The organism is Anaerostipes butyraticus, from assembly GCF_016586355.1.
GTDB lineage: Bacteria > Bacillota > Clostridia > Lachnospirales > Lachnospiraceae > Anaerostipes > Anaerostipes butyraticus.
On sequence record NZ_BLYI01000070.1, the window covers coordinates 93,923 to 111,133 of the forward strand.

The following is a 17,211-nucleotide window of genomic DNA, read 5'->3' on the forward strand; positions in this document are numbered from 1 at the left end:
CTCCTTTCATTTTCCATCTGTGTTCTAATATATGTACATTGCATACATAAAGAACAGCGTTCTGTTTTCCCTAAAAATCCCCTACATGCAGGAAAGGCGCCAGCTGATCCGCTGACGCCTTTGCCAAGTTGTTTGTAATGAATTTAGGTCTTATTATAACCTTTTGTAAAAATAAGGCAAGGTGCTTCAGCACATTTATTTTTGTGCTGAAGTCTTTTTTTACAAATTACCATAATGACTGATATATTTTTATAATGTCTTCTTTCTGAATCTTCTTTCGCGTATTTGCCGGACTTCCGCTTGCGACAGCATCTTCTGCCATCTTAGGGACAGCTTCTAAAAATGCTTCTTTTTCTATCCCGTAACAATTTGGTGATCCGATGCCGCACTTCCGGCATAATTTTCTCACTTCTTCTATAAATTTTTCCGCTGCAGACTTATCATCGTCCTGACTGCCGGCAGCCTTAATTTCCCTTCCAAGTACAGCAAACCGCTCAACTGCCCCATCCATAACATATTTCAGACATGGGTGCAGCAATATCGCATTGGACGTCCCATGAGGCACATGAAACAAAGCGCCGATGGGCCGGCTCATCCCATGAACAATCGTTACGGACGCATTATTAAAGGCAATTCCCGCCTCCAGCGCCGCCAGAGCCATCTCTTTTCTGGCATTCCGGCTGCTGCCGTTTTCATATGCTTCCGGCAGATTTTGAAAAATCCTTCGAACCGCTGAAACCGCAAAAATATCGGTTAACGGCTGGGCTTTCCTGGAAGTGTAAGCCTCAACCGCGTGTGTCAGAGCATCCAGACCTGTAGATGCAGTCACACCGCGTGGTGCTGAAACTGAAAACTCCGGATCTACGACTGCCAGATCCGGCATAAAAGATTCTCCTTTCAGCAGCATTTTTACATCATTTTTTGTGTCAGTGATAATGGTAAACTGGGTAGCTTCTGATCCGGTTCCCGCTGTTGTCGGGACCGCGGCCATAGGCGGGAGTTTCGCTTCTACTGACACTCCCATATAATCCGCCATTTCTCCCCCGCATACAGCTTTCAGGGCAATTGCTTTCATCGCGTCCAGAGGACTTCCTCCCCCGATCCCAATCAGAAAATCGCAGGCTTCCTCTAAATATACTCTGGCTCCATTATCAATCATCCTGTCGGTCGGCTCTCCTGTTATGTCAGAGTAAACAGCATACGCGGTCTCCCTTTTTTCCAGTTCTTCCATGACTTTCTCTGCTGCCGCCATTTTTCTCACATTAGGCCCGCATACAATCAGGGCTTTCTTCCCCATATTTGCGATTCTGTCTCCTGCTGCTGCCAGCGCGTCTTCCCCTGTGATAATTTTTTTCGGGATAAAAAACTGCTCTGCCATCTTTCCCTCCCTATCTCATTGTCTCATCTGCAATTTTTAATACTTCATCCATTTTTTCCATTTCCTCCCGCAGCTGCTGCTCCGTAATGATCAGCGGCGGCGCGATCAGAATCATATTTTCATGGGAATATGTCATAAATCCGCGTTCTTCCAGCATTTTAATGATTTTTCCCATTTTTCCTTCGGGGTCTCTTCCATAAGGTACCAGAGGCTCTCTGGTTTTCCTGTCTTTTACCAGCTCAATGGCAGAAAATAATCCAATATAACGGACGTCCCCGACAATCTGATATTTTTTCTTTAACTGCTCCAGAATTTCACCCAGCACTGCGCCCACTTCATTAACATGATCCAGTATGTGATGTGTTTCATAATAATCAACACAGGCATTTCCCGCGGCACACGCCAGAGGATGCCCGCTGTAAGTCAGTCCGCAGGACAAAAGATGATCATCAAAATATGCCGCGATCTCACTGCTGACTGCCACACCTCCTAACTGCACATATCCACATGTAATACCCTTTGCAAAAGTAACGATATCCGGTTTTACATCAAAATTTTCAAAGGCAAACATTTTTCCGGTTCTTCCAAATCCGGCCATAACCTCATCGCAGATCATTACGATTCCATACTCGTCACAGAGTTTTCTGACTCCCGGAAGATAATTTTTCGGCGGAATGATCACCCCATTGGAACCTGTGATTGTCTCCATGACAATTGCCGCGATCCGGTCTGCCCCTTCATATAATATCTGCTCTCTCAGTTTTTCTACATAATATGTTCCGGCTTCTTCTTCACTGTCAAAATGAATCTTCTCCCGATACACATACGGATCAAAAAATTTTATAAATCCCGGAATTCCCGGCTCCAGAGGAAACCTTCTTGGTTCCCCGGTTAAGTTACCCGCTCCAAAAGATGATCCATGGTAGCTGCGGTAACGGCTCATTACCTTATTTCTTCCTGTATACATTCTGGCTATTTTAATTGCATTCTCGTTGGCATCGGCTCCTGCATTGGTAAAAAATACTTTTCCCATGTTGTCCGGCATCAGCTGAATGACCTTCTTAGCCAGCTTAGAGCGGCTTTCCGCTGCGTAGCTTGGAGCGATAAAGCAAAACTGATCCACCTGTTTCTTAATCGCCTCTCCAATCTCTTTATTTCCATGTCCAAGATTCATATTCACCAGCTGCGCTGACATATCGGTATAGCGGTTGCCGTCATAATCCCACAGATAAATATTATCTGTCTTTTCAATTGCTTTTGGATCCAGAGAGCCCTGAACTGACCAGGACTGAAGATTATATTTTTTGTGGTTTTCAATGACTTCTTTTCCATTCATTGTTATACTCCTCCTTCTGTGATTCTGTTTCTGATGTATTTCGTAATTTCAGTATAACAATTCCCACGGCCGCCACAAGAGCAGTACAGCCCTGATTCTATTCTCTCTTTTATCCAGTCAGCACATTTATTTCTTTTCCAGATCCAGGATTGCAAATGCCATCATAAGCTCGACTTTATCATGGATTCCTATGGTTCTTTTCCCCAGGATTTCCTTAATCTGATGAATCCGGTGATTGATCGTATTTCTGTGGCAAAACTCTCTTCTTGCTGTCTCCTGTACGCTGCAGTCCGTTTCCAGATAGGTTCTTAAGATTCTGACATAATCCGTCTGATTCTCCATGTCATAATCCAGGAGATTTTTCAGCTTCTGTTCTGCATATTTCTTCAAGGCTTCTTTTTCCGGATTGGTCACAAGCAGCTGATATATCCCTATATCATCATATATCAGCTGTTTCTGACCGGATTTTTCTGCCAGATCGATCATTTCCTTCGCGATCTGATAACTGCCTGGCAAATGTTCCACACCATTCAGATTTGGACCGGCCGCAGCTGCCTTCATCCAGAATGAGGCATTTTGTTTTTCATATTTTCGTACTTTTTCACAGCATTCCAGAATCTGGCTCTTATCCGCACAATATAAAATAATCACAATGTACTGATTAAATTTAAACACTATGATCCTGGCAAAATAAAAGGACAAAATATCTTCCAGCGAGGCAGCCAGCACCTCTCTTTCATGTTCCGGAACCATCTTCATATCCAGCAGGATCGGACAGAATTTATGATTCAGATCATATCCGTACCTTTCCAGTTCTGATTTATAAATTCCATGATCTGAAGCATAAAAGAGAGCATCTTTCATTGCGTTCACAATGCCCGCTTTGCGTTTTTCCTGATCCAGCAAAAGAGTGGAAATATATTTAAACACATCCACCAGATGTACTTCCCACGGCATTTCCATCAGCGCAAACTCATGCTTTCTCCCATATTCTTTTACGTTATCCGGTATTTTTTCAATATATGGTCCGATATTGACTACAAGACCGCTCGCATGATTTTCATGCAGCCTCTGTACAAACTTTAAAAGCCAGGATTCTTCATAATCCGCGATCCCCGTTGTAAAGATCAGCTCATTTCCATTGATATATTCTGCCACCTCCAGATCCTCTACCATGTGAACCCACTGTACCGGCCGCGCCATCCCTGCACTTCCATTGACCGAATGAATGGGAAATTTCTTTTTTATACTGTCATAAATTTCATCTAGTCTCATCTCTGCCTCCGTTTCCCTTACTTTTCATCCTTCTTTTCTGTGAGTATAAAACAAATGGCAGGTATAAAACAAGACAGCAAACCAAACAGAAAAAATCCCTCTGTCATGATCTTTCATCTGACAGAAGGATTTCTTCCGCTGTTTTATAATAACTTATTCAGGATTCTATTTTTCTACGATCGTCGTAAATTTCTCCCATGGGATATTAACTTCCGCGCCTTCGTTGATGATTGCATCCACATGCATCAGCAGTGGGAAATCATCCAGTGAAACAATGCCTCTCTCTGCCAGTTTGCGGACAGCGCGTGCCGTACGTGTGGCAATTACAATAGATTCCAGAGTCACTCCCTGAAGTTCTTCCATTGCCTGATCAAAGGTAAGTCCTCGACCAAGCAGAGTACCAATCTTACGTGTACGTCCGCCGAATACAGTTACATATAAATCTCCCGCTCCATGGATGATATTTTCCGGTCCTCCATGGATGAGATCCAGCAGATGGATCATTTCTTTTACGCCCTGTCCAAACAACGCTGCCTGAGAGTTGTAATGAACTGCTCCGATCTTTCCATCTCTCTTTTCTGCCAGTCCTACGGCAAGAGAAACGCCCAGTGCATAGGCATTCTTCATTGCAACTGCACATTCAACACCAACCACATCGGTAGAAAGGCTGATATGATAATAATCTGTTGCCAGCAGGGATTTGATATATTTCAGTGTTTCCATGTCATTTCCGCAGAAAGCTACATGGCTGTCGTCGTGGTCTGCCAGCTCATAGCTGGTACATGGTCCGCCGATAGCATTAAAATTAATGTGTTTTCCTTCCGGCTGTCTCTGGGCAAAGATATGCGGATAAGGAACCAGGGTTCCATCCTCTAAATCCACCATACCTTTTGTGACTGTAAGCAGCGGAACATCTTCCGGAAGTACCGGGAGAATTTCATCACAGAACCAGTCCAGTCCGAAACTGCTGACTCCTCCTAAAATCAGATCTGCGCCCTCTAAAGCTTCTTCCAGTTCTTCAATCTGATAATATTTGATTCCGTCATGCAGGGTTCTTTTTAATGTAATGTGGAAGTTATCTTTTCTTAATCCATCAATGATATCTCTGTCCAGAGGTGATCCTACCAGACGTACTTCGTGTCCGTTCTCAAATGCCGGAAATGTGATTGCAGAGTTCATCTGACCTGCACATACAAATGTTATAACGCTCATTTCTTTTCCTCCTGAATTTTAAGTTATTCTGTTACCTTATTTTAAATTATTCTGTTACCTTCTTGCAGGCAACAATATCCACACCAAGGCCTAATACATCCGGGATCACCACATCGCCAATCTGTATCGGCGCCTTGACAGTTACCTTATCTAACTCTTTCATAATATCATAAATTCTGCCCTTTGGAATATCTCCGGCTGTTTTTACCGGCACCCTTCTGGCTGTTTTCGCTTCGATCTTTACGGTGGAAGTGATGACTCTGGTCGGATTTACCAGTTCCTTCTCTCCATAAGCGGCTCCTCTTGGGCATCCGTTTCCGGTTACCTTATATCCGTTTTCTTCGTCTACTTTCAGATGGCATCCTTTCGGACATACAATACAAATTAACTCTGTCATGTTATGCACCTACCTTTTCTACTGACACGGTAATCTCACCATTTTCCACTTTATCTAAAAATGCCTTTGGAATTACGATCTTCTCCATCTCACCTGGGGCCATATGTTCCCGCTTGAAGGAAGCTAATTCTTTTCCATCAGATTTTACCTTGATCTGTACATCTTTGTAGACATTACGGGCACGGAACATAACTTCAACCATCTTATCCACATTGGATGGACGTACTTTCTGAGGTACGATTCCATTGACTCCGTCTCCATTTTTAATCTCAATATAAGTCTGATCTTTGGTCTCTCCGTTTTTGACATACTCTGCAGCGCTCTTTCCAGCCTTCTGGCTTTCTGCTGTTACAAAGTCTACCAGGTCATGCACATGAACTACATTTCCACTGGCAAAAATTCCCTCAGCGGAAGTCTCCATATTTTCAAATACGACCGGACCGCTGGTTGCCGGATCCATCTCGATTCCCGCAGATCTTGTCAGCTCATTTTCCGGAATCAGTCCAACAGACAGAAGAACCGTATCAACATCAAATTCAATCTCCGTTCCAGGAATCGGCTGATTGTTTTCATCTACTTTTTGAACGATAACTTTCTCAACTCGTTTATCTCCCTGAATATCTGTAATCGTATGAGACAGATACAGAGGGATATTATAATCTTCCAGACACTGTACAATGTTTCGTGTCAATCCGTTGGAATATGGGCAGAGTTCTACGCATCCAACGACTTTGGCGCCTTCCAGGCTCATTCTTCGTGCCATGATCAGACCAATATCTCCGGATCCGAGGATCAGGACTCTCTTTCCAACCATGTAGCCTTCAATGTTTACATATCTCTGAGCAGCGCCGGCTGTGAAAACACCTGCCGGACGGTCTCCAGGAATGGCAATGGCTCCCCTGGTTCTCTCACGGCATCCCATATTTAAGATGATCGCTTTTGCTTCCAGCTTCATGTATCCGTTCTTTTTATTCATGGCGTGTACACATTTTTCTGTCTCATCAACGTCAAGCACCATCGTATCCAGCATAACCTCAATGTTGGTCTGCTCTAACATATCAATAAATTTCCCTGCATATTCAGGTCCTGTTAATTCTTCCTTAAAATAATGGAGTCCGAATCCATTATGGATGCACTGGTTTAAGATTCCGCCCAGTTCCTGGTCACGCTCAACAACCAGTACTTTCTCTGCGCCGTTTTTATTGGCTTCTACTGCTGCCGCTAATCCCGCAGGACCTCCGCCGACTACAATTACATCATATTTCATTATCTGGCACCTCCGTCCTTGGTTTCTCCTGTAATAATATCTGTTCCCTTACGATCCTGAGGAACATCTTCCAATGGAATGTTTAATTCTCTTGCAATGATTTCCTGAACTCTTGGTCCGCAGAAACCGCCCTGGCATCTTCCCATACCTGCATTGCATCTTCTCTTTACAGCATCGATGGAAACTGCAGGAATCGGACGGTGGATCGCATTTATGATTTCTCCTTCCGTTACTGTTTCACAGCGGCAGATGATCTTTCCATAAGCCGGATTCTCAGCTACAAGTTTTGCTCTGTCTTCATGGCTCAAACCTCTGAAACGCGCAATCTTTCTTTCATCTACGATTTCTTTTTTGGCTTCCAGTTCCAGTCCGGATTCTCCTAACATTTTTACGATGTCAAGAGCAACAGCTGCAGCAGAAGACAATCCAGGAGATTCCATTCCTCCGATGTTGATAAATCCCTTATTCTTCTTATCTTCATAAATCTGGAAATCGTGTTCTTTTGTTCTTGCCCTGACTCCGGCAAAATTACGGATGGACTCTCTGAAATTGATTCCAGGCACAGATTTTAATGCAGTATTGCGGACAAAATCCAGTCCCTGTCTCGTTGTGGAAACATCGTTTCCGGATGTTGGCTGTGAATCCGGTCCTACGATCAGATTTCCATGAACAGTCGGAGCAACCAGAACTCCTTTTCCATTCTCATTTGGACATTGGAAAATAACATGGTTTACCAGATTTCCCTGGCTCTTATCCAGCAGATAATACTCACCTTTGTTTGGTGTGATCTCAAATGTCTTTTCATTGACCATTTCATTTACTTTATCCGCAAATACCCCGGCTGCGTTGCAGATATATTTTGCTTCTACCGTTCCCTGATTGGTTTCAATCTGATATCCTTCTTCTGTTTTCTCAATGCCGGTTACCTCGGTATTCAGTTTATATTCTACGCCATTTTGTACTGATACTTCTGCCAGTGCGATGGCAAGCTCCCAAGGGCTTACAATTCCTACATTTGGTGAATACAATGCTGCCAGTGCTTTTTCTGATACATTCGGCTCTTCTTTTCTGAGCTTTTCCTGATCCCAGATTTCCATATCCGGAACACCATTTATCTTTCCTCTTTCTTTCAGCTCCTCAATGGTCTTCTTCTCTTCTTCACTGAACGCTACGACCAAAGCTCCGATCTGTTTAAAAGGTACATCCAGTTTTTCACACAATTCTTTTGTATACTGATTTCCCTTAATGTTATATTTGGCCATCTTCGTTCCAGGTTTTGGATCATATCCGCCATGGATGATCGCGCTGTTTGCTTTTGTTGTTCCTACAGATACATCATTTTCTTTTTCTATCACGACCGCGTTCACCTGATACTTTCCAAGTTCATATGCTATAGAACAGCCTGTGATTCCCGCGCCGATAATTGCTACATCATACACTGTTTTTACCCTCCTGTTTTCGCTTGCTTTTGTTACTTTCTGACTTAATCTAATCACACTTTTTTCCCACTGTCAAACCCGCAAAACCGCTATTTTACGCGGTTTTCCGCTATTTCTAATTAATCATTATCTTTGATTAATTCTTTGAAAACCGGAGTCTTCTTTCTCTGTTTTTCACCATCTTCGAAAATCCTTGCATTCTCTATTAATCATTTATATAATATTAATAATCGAACTTTTAATTCAATTAATAATTTGTATTAATCAAAATAAATCACGACTTTTTGCACACAGATACCAAAAAATCAAAAATTTTACAAAGACTTTTCATTTGCGTATTTGAGACTTAACAATTAGAAAGGAGACTTCCTCATGGGCAAAAGGAATAAAGTTACCACAAGAGATATTGCAGAATATACCGGGGTTTCCCAGTCTACTGTTTCTATGATCTTAAGTAAAAAACCCCATGTATCATTCTCTAAGGAAACTGTGGATAAAGTGCGGGCTGCCGCCCAGGAACTGGGCTACCGCAAACCACAGGCCGGAATTAAGAAAAAAGACACTGCTTTATCCAGAAGCATTATCGTTATCTGTCCTATTCTTTCCAACGGCTACTATTCCATGATCATTCATTCTATTACAGAACGGGCTCAGGAATATGGATATACTGTTTTCACCATTTCTACTTTAAGAGATGTATCAAGAGAAGAACTCTATTTCAATCTTCTCTCCGGATTTGAACTGGCCGGAGTCATCTCTCTTTATCCTCCTTCCAAGATCGCCGAAGCCAATGCCCTGTCCAAGCAGGTCCCTGTTGTTTCCATCGGCGATAAGCCGGAAGCATGCCGTTTTGATTCTGTAGAACTTGACAGCAAAAAACCCGGATATATTATTGCAGAACATCTGATTTCACTGGGTCATACGCATATTACTTATGTGTCCACCCCAATCCGTCCAAAGGAAATCGGACGAATTCATCGTCTGAGAGGACTAAAATCCTGTTTCCGGGATCATGGCCTGAATCCTGACAATATAGAAGTAAAATCTCCGACTCTGGCTGCCTATGGAAGATATTCCTCTGATAATTCTGAATATCAAAATGGGTACGATCTTGCCGCAGAAGCTCTGGATGAGCACACCCGGTCTACCGCCTTTGTCGGCAACAACGATATGACCGCTTTCGGAATTATGGCAGCAATTTCAGACTACGGATACCGGATCCCTTCCGATTATTCTGTATGCGGTTTCGACAATATTCCTCTGTCCGCCATGCCTCAGATTTCTCTGACGACGATCGAACATGCGTCTATTTTCAAGGGACAGGAGGCTGTCGACATTATTTATAAGAAAAACGCACAGAAAGATAACTCTTCCAAACGCCACTATATTATGCGGATGGAGTACGAACCGGAACTGATTGTCCGCAATTCCACCGGAAAATGCAGACATTAGGCCTATTTTCTTCTCCATTTCGAATTTTTTCATTTGTATTAATTTTTTTGTTCCAGATATGAAACAAAATTTTGTCACTGGATCATCTGAAAAAAATGTCATTAGTGTGTATTGATTCCTGTACAATCTCTGGGTTATGATATAAGCATGATAAACGTTTATGCAAGTAAGAACAGGGAGGGCGCATGGCCAGCAAACTTCTAAATGATGATTTTCTGAATTTAATATGTCTGGATTTTTCATGCAGCACGGCAGAGGAAGCCATCCGTCAGGCTGGGAATCTTCTTCTTAAGAATCAGTATATTACCGAGAATTATATTGACGGCATGCTGCGCAGGGAACAAGAGCATCCAACTTATCTGGATTACGGCGTCATGATTCCTCATGGTACACAAGATACTTTGTCCTGCGTGCTTCATCCCGGAATTAGCATCGTTTCTATCCCACAAGGTTTTTCATATTTTGGACACAGGGTTTCTTTTGTCATTGGAATTTCCAGCCAGGAAGAGGATCCTCTGCAGGAATTAATGCAGATCACGGACATTCTTCTGGAGCCGGAAAAGCGCATCCGGCTTCTCAATCCTTCTTCAAAACAGGAAATCATCGATGTAATCAATGAAAATTATTTTGAAAAAGGAGAATTATAATATGGCAGAAGAAAAAACTACTGTATCACAGAAACTCCAAAAATTTGGCGCATTCCTCGCCGGAATGGTAATTCCAAATATCGGAGCTTTCATTGGATTCGGATTAATCACAGCCTTCTTCATGGAAACCGGCTGGACTCCTAATGCCAAGCTGGCAACACTTACAACACCAATTCTTAACAATCTGCTTCCTATCCTGATCGGTCACACAGGTGGTAAAATGACCGGAGGAGACCGAGGCGGCGTTATCGGTGCCTTTGTCACAGTCGGTGCAATCGTAGCCGTAGATGGAACCCCAATGTTCCTGGCAGCTATGATCCTTGGACCACTTTCCGGATGGATCATCAAGAAATTTGACCAGGCAGTTGACGGAAAAATCCCTGGCGGATTTGAAATGATCGTAAACAACTTCTCTTTAGGTATCATCGGCGGAATTCTCTGCTGTATCGCATATCTTGTATTCGGTCCTGTTATGGAAACGATTACAAGAGTACTGACAAACGGAGTTAACTGGATCGTTGCTCACAATGCTCTTCCATTATCTGCAATCTTTGTAGAGCCTGCGAAAGTACTGTTCCTGAACAACGCTCTGGATCATGGTATTTTCGGACCAATCGGTTACGAACAGGTAAAAACACTTGGACATTCTGCCCTGTTTCTTCTGGTTCCTAACCCTGGCGCAGGTCTTGGATTATTACTTGCTTACTGGTTCTTTGGAAAAGGCGAAATGAAGGATGCCGCTCCTGGAATGATCCTGATTCATTTCTTTGGCGGTATTCATGAAGTATATTTCCCATATGTATTATCCAACCCTCTTACGATCATCGGTATGATCGCCGGTGGTATAGTTGGAACAGGAACCCTGACGGTTCTTGATGTTGGTACTGTTGCCACACCATCCCCGGGAAGTATCTTCTCCGTCCTTGCATTGTCACCAAAAGACTGTATGCTCGGAGTTATTTTAAGCGTTGTTCTCTCCTGTATTGTATCTTTCGTAGTTAATGCGTTCTTCGTAAAACGAATGGTTGCAAAAGGAGGAGACACCTCTCTTGGAGAATCTGTAATACCAAAAGAAGCTATGGGAAGCGGAAGTTCTGCTTCTGAAGAATCTTCCAGCAATGCCAAAACAAATGACACAAGTCTCGGAGTTGACGGACTTGACGTATCCAACATCAAAAAAATCGTTGTAGCGTGTGACGCTGGAATGGGATCTTCCGCAATGTCCGCCGCAGCATTGAAGAAAAAAGTAAAGGCGGCTGGTCTTCCAATCGAAGTCATCAATACCGCGATCTCAAGAATTCCGGATGATGCAGACCTTGTCATCACCCATGTAGAACTGACAGGTACCGCAAAAGCTGCTCAGCCAAATAAGCAGCACTTATCCATCTCTAACTACTTAAAAGCTCCAGAATATGATCAGCTGGTAGAAAGATTAAAAAACGAACAATAAAATACATAACCATCAAAGACTAAGAGTCTTAGATTCTTAGTCTTTGATTCTACTATCAAAAAGAAAGGCATCTATGAAAGCAATTATGTATGGCGCAGGAAGCATTGGCCGTGGCTTCATTGGCGCATTATTATCCGAAATCGGCTACGAGGTCGTATTCATTGATGTCAACGAACAGCTCGTTGATACAATCAATAAAGAAAAAACTTATCCACAAATCATCATGAAAAAAGATCAGGAAATCCACTGGATCAAAAACATACGGGCAGTTAACGGAAATGACCTGGACGCAGTGCGTGATGAAATTGCAGATGCAGATCTTCTTGCCACTGCTGTAGGAGCTTCCGTTCTCGAAAAGATCGCTCCGATCATTGCCAAAGGTCTGATCAAACGCTGGGATGCAGATTCCGAAAACGCATTGGATCTTCTCATCTGTGAAAATCTCATGGATGCGGATGTTTTATTAAGGAACTGGCTTCTCCAGGCTCTTCCGGAATCCTATCATCCGATTATGGAATCCCGTCTGGGACTTGTGGAAACCTCTATTGGAAGAATGGTTCCTCCTCCAAGTCCGGATATTGATTCAGATATCCATCACCCTCTGGCCGTCCGGGTGGAAGCCTATGATTATCTTCCAGTGGACAGCGCGGCATTTAAAAATGCGATTCCTGATTATAAAAAAATCGTACCTTACACACCGTTTCACTATTATCTGGAACGCAAACTATATATTCACAACATGGCTCATGTAACAACTGCATTTCTTGGAAAACTGCTTCACCTGACTTACATTGATGAAGCTGCCGGGAATATTTACATTCGAAAAATCGTACAGGGCTGTATGACAGAAAGCGCTATGATGCTGTCCCGAAAATACCATATTGATTTCGCGCAGCTGCAGTTTCACATCGATGACCTTCTTTTCCGTTTCCGCAATCCTTATCTTAAGGATACCGTAGAACGGGTGGCAAGGGATCCGGTCCGGAAATTAGGTCCGACCGATCGTCTGGTAGGATCTGCCAGAAGCTGCGAACAACAGCAGATTGAACCTGTTTATCTTTCATTTGCCATTGCTCTGGGACTTTACTTTCTTGGCAGTGATCAGACGGAAGATTTTCTTGAACAGAAATGTCAGATTCATAAAAACGAACCGTTATTTGACCGAGTCATGTATTTTTATCATTTTATCGAACAAAATAATAAATCGTTGAATTCTATTATAAACTGTATTGAGGAAGTTCAATCAGATCTCAGGGGAGCAACTATTTAAAACACAGAAGAAAGAAGAGGCGAATCATGCTGATTTCAGATCGCTCTAAAGAAATAATCGAATATTTAATGAATGCAGCCGGTCCTCTAACTGTATCGGACCTTGCAAAAGAACTCCAGGTTACGGAACGAACGATTTATCGTCAGATGCCGGAAGTCACCAAAATCATCGAGTCTTTTGGCCTGACTTTGGATCATTCATCTGGCAGGGGCATGATGATTTTTGGATCTCTTTATAATATTAAACGGCTGAATACAGCCTTTGAAGGAGTAAAAACAGAACAAAATTATACCGCAAAAGAACGGGTTGATATGATCATTCTGATTCTCCTGAATGCAGACGGATATGTAAAAACCCAGTCTCTGGCAATCGATCTGAATACTTCTTCTCAGACAATCCGAAATGATTTTTCTTCTGTTAAAGATAAAGTTCATACACACAATATTGATTTTGAGACAAAAAAGAGTGAGGGTGTACGGCTGGTTGGAAAAGAAATTCCCAAACGGCATCTGTTTATCAATATCATCTTACAGAATATATCGCCTGACAATTTTTTCGACTGGCTGAAAGATGAGAAGTATAAACAAAATCCTTTTATCTCTCTCCTCCAAAAATTTGACTGTGAAAAATCTTTGAGGATTTTATATGAAGCTGTCCAGCCGGTGATCCACAAACGTCATCTGAATATTTCAGACAGCGAACTTCAGGAATTTCTGCTTCTCATTGGAATTTTTATCCGGCGGCACCCATTGGTTAGTGATATGGGAAGTGAGTCAGACCCATTAAAACTGAATCTCAATGTACCCGCCACAGAATCTGATTTCCAGGAAGATATCCTCTCGATTTTAAAAAAGAAGTTTGATATCATATTATATAAGAATGAAGAATCCTATTTTCACTGGATCATCAATTTATACGTAGGACGCACTCATTATCAGGTAAATCATCCCGCTTCCGCACTTCAGCTTCTTGATAATATCAGCCGTCTGATTGGAGAAATTGAATCCAAACTGCATGTTCCATTCAGTCAGGATAAAAATCTGGCAGAAAATCTGATGCTTCATGTTAATATGGCAATGGAACGAATCCAAAACGGCATCAATGTAACTAACCCTATGCTGGAAGAGGTATATCAGTCAAACCCCCAATTATATGAAATCGTAAAACAGAGTTTTCTGGATATTTTCCAGGCTGTCAATGTCCCGGAAGATGAAATCGGCTACATTGTGATTTATTTTATCGCTTCCATGGACTATTTAAGTCAGAAATCCATCTCTGTTCTCGTTGTCTGCTCCAGCGGCATTGGCTCTTCTAAGATGCTTCGCAGCCGCCTTGAGCGGGAGTTTACGGAAATTGATGTAAAAAAGATCATTTCCCTTCATAAGCTGCACGATGAAAATCTGGATGATTACGATTTTATTGTTTCAACTGTTCCTTTGGACCTGGACGAGGACAAGTATTTATGTGTATCACCATTGCTGAACGAAAAAGAAAAAGAAGAAACAAGAAAACGATTAGACGCTTTAAACAAAAAAGGAGATTATTATGAATGAGATTTTTAATGAAAACAATATCGTACTGAATGTATCTTTACGCGACAAACCGGATGCGATTGAAAAAGCCGGCAGAATTCTCTATGAGCAGGGTTATGTGGACGAACAGTATATTTCCTGCATGCATCAGCGTGAAGAGGTCATTTCCACTTATATCGGAAATAATGTGGCAATTCCTCACGGCATCGATGGATCAGAAAAATATATCAAAAAATCAGGAATTTCTTTCGTTCAGTGCCCGGACGGCGTTATGTATGGCGATGAACCTGCTTATATTATTATGGGAGTTGCCGGAAAAGATGGAACACATCTTGATATCCTTATGAAATTAGCTGAAGTAATCTGTGAGGAAGAAAATATCGAAAAACTCCGCAATGCAAAAACAAAACAGGAAGTTTTAGATGTCATTGGAGATTTAGAACTGTAATCATACACAAAATTTCTGAACAAAGGAAATTTTATGTATTATATATCAAATTGCTGATTTTTATAATAACTTACAGGAGGACTATTTTATGTTAATTTTAATTGATGACGCAGATTTAACAAAAATTGAGGAACTTTATAATATGTATCCTTATGATGGGGTTACAACCAATCCGACCATCTTAAGCAAAACAGGAAATCCAAATCCTATGGATCAGTTAAAAAAGATCCGTGCTCTGATTCCTTCTGATGCCATGCTTCATGCCCAGGTTCTTTCAACAGAAGCTGATGATATGGTAAAAGAAGCAAAACATATGGTTTCTGTTCTGGGCGAGAATACATATATTAAAGTACCAGTTACAGCAAATGGTCTGAAGGCCATTTCCATTTTAAGCAAAGAAGGCATCAATGTGACGGCCACCGCTATTTACGGCGTTCTGCCCGCTTTTATGGCAGCAAAAGCCGGAGCAAAATTCCTGGCTCCTTATGTGAACCGTCTGGACAATCTCGGATATGATGGTGTTCAGATTGCCAAAGACATTCATACAATGGTAAAATCTGCAGGATATGAAGCTGAGGTTCTGGGAGCTTCCTTTAAGAACTCACAGCAGGTTCTGGAAATGGGCAAATTCGGAATCGGTTCCGTTACAGTAAACCCGGATACATTAAAAGCTCTTGCATTCAATGGTGTCGCTGAAACTGCAGTAAAAGATTTCATCCATGATTTTGAAGGATGCTGCGGCGAAGGCAAAACAATGCTTGATTTTGAATAATTTTATACTACTTCTAAAAAAGAGCAGTCTTATTTTCCAGACTGCTCTTTCCTTATTTTCACTATTCTCTACATTCTCAGATCCGCATTCCAGTCAAAAATAATCCCTGTCGCCGCATCCATCTCGAACTCATATACTATGGAATCATACTGCAGCCGCCCTTCATAGCGTTTTTCTCCATCTTCTGATTCCTCCTGGACCTGAATCTCATCCGCAGAAACTCCAGATACTTTATCTGCCACAATATTTTTTGCTTCTTCTGTCGTAACAGCCTGACCGTTCTGCTGACGAACCCATTCTTCTTCTACTTCATAGTCGGCTCCCACGATTTTTCCGCCATGGATGGCAATCTCATAGTCATAATCACCATAATCCGTCTCAAATTCAATGTCGTAGATTGGAATACTGTTATCCCCATCGGTTTCTATCTTTATATTATATGCCTGATCTGAAGATACCTCCGCATCTTTCAGCGCTGTCTCCAGCGCCTGTTCTTTACTGATTTCTGCCTGAGCAGATGTGTTCTCACCCTGCTGTGGTTCTGCAGCCTGGGACTGATCTGCTGTCTGTGCGGAAGTATCCTGACTGCTGGTTTCAGAAGATACTGCTGTATCTGATGATGCGGCTGAACCTCCATTTCCACAGCCTGCCAGGATAAGCACGGCTGATAAAAGAATTAAAATTCTGATTTTTTTCATTGTTCGACCTCCTGATTATTGAATAAAAATTCATTTTATTTGTTTTCAATAAAATAACGTCGGACCCTGCTTTTTTATTGCATGAAAATACAGATTTTTATAAAAAAGAAAGAATCCTGCAAAGCAGAATTCTCCCGAAACAAAAAAAGACTTTGATATAAATCAAAATCTTAGAAATTGCGGGGGCCGGATTTGAACCAACGACCTTCGGGTTATGAGCCCGACGAGCTACCAGACTGCTCCACCCCGCGACAATATATAATGAGTGTATTTATAAAATGTCTCGAAGGCGCCGACCAGATTTGAACTGGTGATCAGGGAGTTGCAGTCCCATGCCTTACCACTTGGCTACGGCGCCACATGATATAGTATATTCAACTAGTAACAAAAAGATGACTCCAACGGGATTTGAACCCGTGTTACCGCCGTGAAAGGGCGGTGTCTTAACCACTTGACCATGGAGCCTCATCTTCATGGCCGCTTCACGGCCTCTCCTGAAGCGCTCTCACGCTTCCCAACTCCCCGAGCCGGGCTCGAACCAGCGACAGCACGGTTAACAGCCGTGTGCTCTACCAACTGAGCTATCGAGGATCATCTGAGATACTCATGTACCTTCAAAACATCATACAAAACCATTC

The 17,211-nt window shown here is 42.2% G+C and carries 15 protein-coding genes and 4 tRNA genes; 7 read left to right on the forward strand and 12 right to left on the reverse strand.

The features are described 5' to 3' along the window. Positions 1–226 precede the first annotated feature (226 nt). The 7 genes from JMF81_RS15520 to JMF81_RS15550 all read right to left on the reverse strand — a co-directional run bounded on the left by JMF81_RS15520 (position 227) and on the right by JMF81_RS15550 (position 8,304). Positions 227–1,378 carry an iron-containing alcohol dehydrogenase gene (locus JMF81_RS15520; protein ID WP_201312334.1) on the reverse strand — a complete coding sequence of 384 codons (1,152 nt, stop codon included), beginning with the start codon at positions 1,376–1,378 and terminating at the stop codon, positions 227–229. A 10-nt stretch (positions 1,379–1,388) separates the two neighbouring features. Continuing rightward, entirely contained in the window at positions 1,389–2,753 is a 1,365-nt protein-coding gene (locus tag JMF81_RS15525) for an aminotransferase class III-fold pyridoxal phosphate-dependent enzyme (protein WP_279323902.1), read from the reverse strand. 87 nt (positions 2,754–2,840) lie between these two features. Continuing rightward, positions 2,841–3,989: a PucR family transcriptional regulator gene (locus tag JMF81_RS15530; protein WP_201312335.1), complete on the reverse strand. Its 1,149-nt coding sequence runs from the start codon at positions 3,987–3,989 to the stop codon at positions 2,841–2,843. A 165-nt stretch (positions 3,990–4,154) separates the two neighbouring features. After that, complete coding sequence (locus JMF81_RS15535; protein ID WP_201312336.1) at positions 4,155–5,201, reverse strand: glycerol-3-phosphate dehydrogenase; 1,047 nt, start codon at positions 5,199–5,201, stop codon at positions 4,155–4,157. Positions 5,202–5,247: 46 nt separating this feature from the next. After that, positions 5,248–5,598 (reverse strand): DUF1667 domain-containing protein, encoded by a 351-nt coding sequence (locus JMF81_RS15540; protein WP_201312337.1) that lies wholly within the window; start codon positions 5,596–5,598, stop codon positions 5,248–5,250. Position 5,599: 1 nt separating this feature from the next. After that, positions 5,600–6,865, reverse strand: a complete 1,266-nt coding sequence (locus JMF81_RS15545) for an NAD(P)/FAD-dependent oxidoreductase (protein ID WP_201312338.1) — start codon at positions 6,863–6,865, stop codon at positions 5,600–5,602. Continuing rightward, the gene (locus JMF81_RS15550) at positions 6,865–8,304 is read right to left on the reverse strand and encodes an NAD(P)/FAD-dependent oxidoreductase (RefSeq protein WP_201312350.1); all 1,440 of its coding nucleotides are present in this window, start codon (positions 8,302–8,304) and stop codon (positions 6,865–6,867) included. Before JMF81_RS15550 ends, JMF81_RS15545 begins: the two co-directional genes overlap by 1 nt. A gap of 372 nt (positions 8,305–8,676) precedes the next feature. Here JMF81_RS15550 and JMF81_RS15555 point away from each other — a divergent pair, with 372 nt between their 5' ends. The 7 genes from JMF81_RS15555 (at position 8,677) to JMF81_RS15585 (ending at position 15,875) form a co-directional block, all read left to right on the forward strand. Further along, positions 8,677–9,756, forward strand: a complete 1,080-nt coding sequence (locus tag JMF81_RS15555; RefSeq protein ID WP_201312339.1) for a LacI family DNA-binding transcriptional regulator — start codon at positions 8,677–8,679, stop codon at positions 9,754–9,756. Positions 9,757–9,941: 185 nt separating this feature from the next. Further along, the gene (locus tag JMF81_RS15560; protein WP_201312340.1) at positions 9,942–10,403 is read left to right on the forward strand and encodes a PTS sugar transporter subunit IIA; all 462 of its coding nucleotides are present in this window, start codon (positions 9,942–9,944) and stop codon (positions 10,401–10,403) included. Position 10,404: 1 nt separating this feature from the next. Beyond that, positions 10,405–11,853, forward strand: coding sequence for a PTS mannitol transporter subunit IICB (locus JMF81_RS15565; RefSeq protein ID WP_201312341.1), 1,449 nt, complete (start codon positions 10,405–10,407; stop codon positions 11,851–11,853). Between the two features lie 73 nt (positions 11,854–11,926). Beyond that, the gene (locus JMF81_RS15570) at positions 11,927–13,123 is read left to right on the forward strand and encodes a mannitol dehydrogenase family protein (protein ID WP_201312342.1); all 1,197 of its coding nucleotides are present in this window, start codon (positions 11,927–11,929) and stop codon (positions 13,121–13,123) included. A 26-nt stretch (positions 13,124–13,149) separates the two neighbouring features. Beyond that, positions 13,150–14,676: a BglG family transcription antiterminator gene (locus tag JMF81_RS15575; RefSeq protein WP_201312343.1), complete on the forward strand. Its 1,527-nt coding sequence runs from the start codon at positions 13,150–13,152 to the stop codon at positions 14,674–14,676. Then, a complete protein-coding gene (locus JMF81_RS15580) occupies positions 14,669–15,103 on the forward strand; it encodes a PTS sugar transporter subunit IIA (protein ID WP_201312344.1) in 435 nt (144 codons plus the stop codon). The genes JMF81_RS15575 and JMF81_RS15580 overlap by 8 nt, the downstream gene beginning before the upstream one ends. 88 nt (positions 15,104–15,191) lie before the next feature. Further along, positions 15,192–15,875: a transaldolase family protein gene (locus JMF81_RS15585; protein ID WP_201312345.1), complete on the forward strand. Its 684-nt coding sequence runs from the start codon at positions 15,192–15,194 to the stop codon at positions 15,873–15,875. Between the two features lie 68 nt (positions 15,876–15,943). Here the strand turns inward: JMF81_RS15585 and JMF81_RS15590 are convergent, their stop codons facing one another. The 5 genes from JMF81_RS15590 to JMF81_RS15610 form a co-directional block, all read right to left on the reverse strand. Beyond that, positions 15,944–16,573, reverse strand: coding sequence for a PepSY domain-containing protein (locus JMF81_RS15590; RefSeq protein WP_201312346.1), 630 nt, complete (start codon positions 16,571–16,573; stop codon positions 15,944–15,946). A 177-nt stretch (positions 16,574–16,750) separates the two neighbouring features. Next, a tRNA-Met gene (locus JMF81_RS15595) sits at positions 16,751–16,824 on the reverse strand. A gap of 36 nt (positions 16,825–16,860) precedes the next feature. After that, positions 16,861–16,931 (reverse strand) — tRNA-Cys (locus JMF81_RS15600). 35 nt (positions 16,932–16,966) lie between these two features. Next, positions 16,967–17,038, reverse strand: a tRNA-Glu gene (locus JMF81_RS15605). Between the two features lie 53 nt (positions 17,039–17,091). Beyond that, positions 17,092–17,164 (reverse strand) — tRNA-Asn (locus JMF81_RS15610). Between the last annotated feature and the right edge of the window lie 47 nt (positions 17,165–17,211).